Source organism: Mucilaginibacter sp. P4_G9, assembly GCF_056400985.1.
This window is the reverse complement of record NZ_JBFUKF010000440.1, coordinates 1-4,058: the sequence shown is the minus strand read 5'-3', so window position 1 is coordinate 4,058 and position 4,058 is coordinate 1. Positions and strand designations below refer to the sequence as shown.

Annotated in this window: 7 protein-coding genes; all 7 read right to left on the bottom strand. The window is 42.2% G+C overall.

Annotation, left to right across the window (positions count from 1 at the left end):
• On the bottom strand, positions 1–296 hold a 296-nt coding region (locus AC1DPZ_RS23345; protein ID WP_477407976.1), incomplete at its 3' end, for an alpha/beta fold hydrolase.
• A 100-nt stretch (positions 297–396) separates the two neighbouring features.
• On the bottom strand, positions 397–798 hold the full coding sequence (locus AC1DPZ_RS23340; RefSeq protein WP_477407974.1) for a holo-ACP synthase: 402 nt from the start codon (positions 796–798) through the stop codon (positions 397–399).
• Positions 788–1,600: an enoyl-ACP reductase FabI gene (locus AC1DPZ_RS23335; RefSeq protein WP_477407972.1), complete on the bottom strand. Its 813-nt coding sequence runs from the start codon at positions 1,598–1,600 to the stop codon at positions 788–790. Before AC1DPZ_RS23335 ends, AC1DPZ_RS23340 begins: the two co-directional genes overlap by 11 nt.
• On the bottom strand, positions 1,597–2,943 hold the full coding sequence (locus tag AC1DPZ_RS23330) for a beta-ketoacyl-[acyl-carrier-protein] synthase family protein (protein ID WP_477407969.1): 1,347 nt from the start codon (positions 2,941–2,943) through the stop codon (positions 1,597–1,599). The genes AC1DPZ_RS23335 and AC1DPZ_RS23330 overlap by 4 nt, the downstream gene beginning before the upstream one ends.
• Before the next feature lies 1 nt (position 2,944).
• Positions 2,945–3,205, bottom strand: coding sequence for an acyl carrier protein (locus AC1DPZ_RS23325; protein WP_477407967.1), 261 nt, complete (start codon positions 3,203–3,205; stop codon positions 2,945–2,947).
• 17 nt (positions 3,206–3,222) lie between these two features.
• The gene (locus AC1DPZ_RS23320; protein ID WP_477407965.1) at positions 3,223–3,798 is read right to left on the bottom strand and encodes a hypothetical protein; all 576 of its coding nucleotides are present in this window, start codon (positions 3,796–3,798) and stop codon (positions 3,223–3,225) included.
• Positions 3,782–4,058: SDR family oxidoreductase (locus AC1DPZ_RS23315; protein WP_477407963.1), on the bottom strand; the 277-nt coding region annotated here is incomplete at its 5' end. The genes AC1DPZ_RS23315 and AC1DPZ_RS23320, both read right to left, overlap by 17 nt.

Genomic DNA, 4,058 nt, shown 5'->3' with positions numbered 1-4,058 from the left:
ATAGATGATGGCGCCGCTACAATATATTCGTTGATCATAGCCGGAAGTTCTTCAACAATCGCTGTTGCATAATGCGATCCCATGGAATAACCTATTACTGAAAACCGGTCTATCTGCTGGGCTTTGCAAAAGGAAACTATTAAATCAGCCAGTTGTTTTTTGGCAAGCCCGGTTTTTACAGCAGCTAAACTGTTATCCTTCAATTTGGTTTCTTTATGAAAGAAAAGGTCAAATCCCCAAAAAGTATATTTATTGCCAAGTTCGGGCGCTAAAGCTAAAAATTGTTTGCCGTGCATACCAAAACCATGAAAACACAGCATATGCGCTTTCCCGGTCCCAAATTTATAATAATGGAGATCTACTAAGTCGGTTTGATAGTAATGTGAGGTCAATGGCTTAAGCTATTTTATCAATTAATGCCAAAGCCCAGGCGTAGTCACCATCGTGCGATATGGTAAGGCTTACCTGGTAACATTTAAGATTAGGTTGTAAAACTACATGCGGACGACCGGAAGCTTTTATCCGGATAATTTCTATTTTTTTCCAGCTTAACGGCGACGGATCAATTTGCTTAACCGCCTTGTAAACGGCCTCTTTGGCTGCCCAGGTAGATGCGTAACGGAGAATTGGATCGCTAAAACTATCGCAGTAGTCCATCTCGGCAGCGGTATAAACTTTACTTTTAAACAGGTCGGTTAAAGAGTTTTTAAAATCGACTAAGCATACCAGGTCGTTACCTACTGCAAATCGCTGCAGGGCTGTTAATTCCTTCACCGATGATTCTAATTTATGCTCCATCTACAGGTATTGCCATAATATTAAACCCGCCATCAACAAAATGAATATTGCCGGTTACCTTTTTTGAAAGATCTGAAAAGTAATACAGTGCTGTATCCCCAACGTCCCCGGCATCAATATTGCCTAACGGAGCGGTAATTTTCCCTAATTTCCTGATCTTGCGAATTCCGCTTATGCCCCCGGCAGATGATGTCATGACCAAGCCTGCCGAAATTGCGTTTACCCTCACCTGTTTGTTCCTGAAATAACTGGCCAGATATAATACAATGGTTTCAAGGGCCGCTTTGTTGATGGCCATACCCGCATATTCGGGGAATACCCTGCTTCCGGCATTGTAGGTAAGTGTTAGGATAGATGCATTTTTTTGCAGCAGGCTTTCGGCCACCCGCGCTATTCTTAACAGCGAATAGGCGCTGATATTAAAGGAATCCATCAGGTCGTCAAACGGGATATCGATATATGATGGTGCTGGCTCTTTGCTGCCTGGCAGGGAAGAACACATCACTTTTTGATTGCCAAAAGCTACGGCGTGCAGTATGTAATCAATGGGGCCCAATTCCTGGTATACAAAGTTTAAAAACGCTGTAATTTCGTCTTCGTTCCTTACATCTACCTGTTTGGCAAAGCGGGTATCAATATTTAGCCTTTCCATCAGGTAAAGTACATCGTCTTTAGTATCCTCAACATAGCTAAGCGCAAGCTTGCAACCAGATTGATTTAGTTTTAAGGCAACATCATAAGCAATGGAGCTATCGTTCCTTACACCAAATATTACGGCTACTTTATTGTTGTTACTAATCATATTTTATGCTTCGATACTTTTAAAGCACTATTTGTGCCGCCAAATCCGTAATTAAGGCAAACAACACTATTAATCTCTTTTGAAAAGCTTTTTTGCGGCAACAGGTTCCGGTAAGCTTCCAGTGGCTTGGTGGGGCCTGTCCATTGGCTTGTTTTTTGGTAGCCTTCCAGCTCGGGGTTAAGTTGTACCGAATTTAAGCATGGCAAAACTTTCTGCTCTTTAAGCATCAGCAAAGCCGTAATAAACTCAACCGCTCCGGCTGCGCCAAGCATGTGCCCAAATTGTGATTTTGGCGCCGAAATATGGTAGCCGTCTTCTCCTAAAACATCTACTACGCTTAACAGTTCAATAGCATCTCCTGCCGGTGTAGAAGTGCCGTGTACCTTTACAACATCCGGTTTACCTTCCGAATCAGCAAGCAAGCCCTTCCATAAGCGTTTCTGGCCGGCAAAGGACGGGAAAAACATATCGCCGTCACCATCAGAGTTATTAAAATAATCATCAATAACACCTAATATCTCGGCCCCCCTGGCTAAAGCCTGCTCATATTCTTCAAGCGCTACAATCCCTGCACCAAATGAGCATACAAACCCATTCCTGTTTATATCAAATGGCCGGGAGCTTTCTTCGGGACTAAAGCCTTTGCTTAATACCTGCATACCATCAAAACCAATAAAGGTTTCTAACGATGTACCTTCAATCCCGCCGGCAATAACCCGGTCCTGTAAACCAAATTTGATTAACCGGTAGGCATAACCTATATTGCCGAGCCCGGTTGCACAGGCCGATCCGATAGCTTCACAAACACCTTTATTTTTTATCAGTATAGATACATTGGCAGCCTCGCGGAAAACCATGGTACGGTCAACCGTGTGTCCTCCGCTTAAGCGCGTTTTTTTACCCAGCTCATAAAAATTATGCCAGGCGTTCCGTAATATCACGTTACCAGCCCCACCAGAGCCTATAACCACACCCGTTTGTTCTGATTGGGTTTCTATGTCCGACCATCCTGCCATTTTTATGGCATCTAAAGTGGCCAGCATCGCCCAGATACTCCCAACATCAGCGGTGGCTAAATTGGCAGGCGGTATCCGGTCCAAATTATCAACATAGGTTTCCGGGTAGTTTGCAGCTAATGATGAATAGATCACATCAATATTCATCTCCTGTTCTGTTATATAACCAGATACCGACGACCGGATATTTTTGCCATGGGCCAGGGCCTGGTCCCATGACCGGATCAGGCTTTGGTCTGCAAATATTTTCCGGCTAAAATCATCCAGATTTTCACAGGCAGGGAAAGCTCCGCCCATTCCTACAACCGCTACTTTCCTGCCTTTCATATTAGTTTTTTTCTTTTGATTTCAATATCAGGTTAACAATATCTTTAACCTGCGACCCTAAATCATCAATATCATCATCTTCAAACTCAACATCAAACTTCTGCTCGGTTTTAGCCACAATATTTATCATCTCTGTTGATGGTGTATTCAGGTCTTTTATAAAATCAGTTTCTTCTGTGATGCCCACCAATTTATCCGGATTTATTGTTCTTACGGTTTTAAGTATCTCTACCAAACCATCAATAATTTCTTGTCTTTCCATTAATATTTTAATTGCTGTTAAATTAATTCTTTTTTAATTGATCTTCCTGTTATGTCATTAAATTCGGCAATAAGGGTAAAACCTTCTCCTATATCATATGCCAGTAAACGTTCTTCGGTAAAATCCTCAAAATGCTTATCCAGGTCAATACCCTCGGGGCATTTATAGATCCTTCCATCGCAAACTATCTGCCTGAATTTATAAAATTTTATGTTCCCGATACTTATAAATGTATCGCCCTTTTCTAAATATCCTATAAAATTTACCTGGCCAATACTTAAAAACCTGGGCATAAATTTTTTGGCCAACTCTACCGGAGTAGAGGCTAATTTCTGACATTCCAAAAATACGCTGCATGAACCGGAAGTGGCCTGCGCAAATGCTTCTATCTGGTCAACCCCTCTAAAAATATTGAAATGGTCTTCCACATCCCGGTCATTCGGGGTATAACTTGCAACAATACCTACATTTGGCGAATGCCAGTGATAGTTGTCAACCAGCAACTTTGTTGGTCCGTGGTTAACCAGTACATCTTTCGGGTCCGACTCACTTAAATTGTGTATCAATACTCCCTGATCATAATAACCCGCCATTAATATGTATGTTAGTTCCGTTTATATAAGATGCTTTGTCTGAAACAAGAAAAGCCACTACTTCTGCCACCTCGTTTACGCTCCCAAAGCGGTTAGCCGGTATCGATGTAAGGAATTTTTGCTTTTCGGCTTCCGGGATCCGGTCAGTCATATCTGTTTCAATAAAACCCGGCGAAATGCTGAGTATTCTTATTGCATGCTCCTCATTAAGCGCTGCCACTTCTTTAGCCAACGATTTTGAAAACGCTACCAAACCGGCT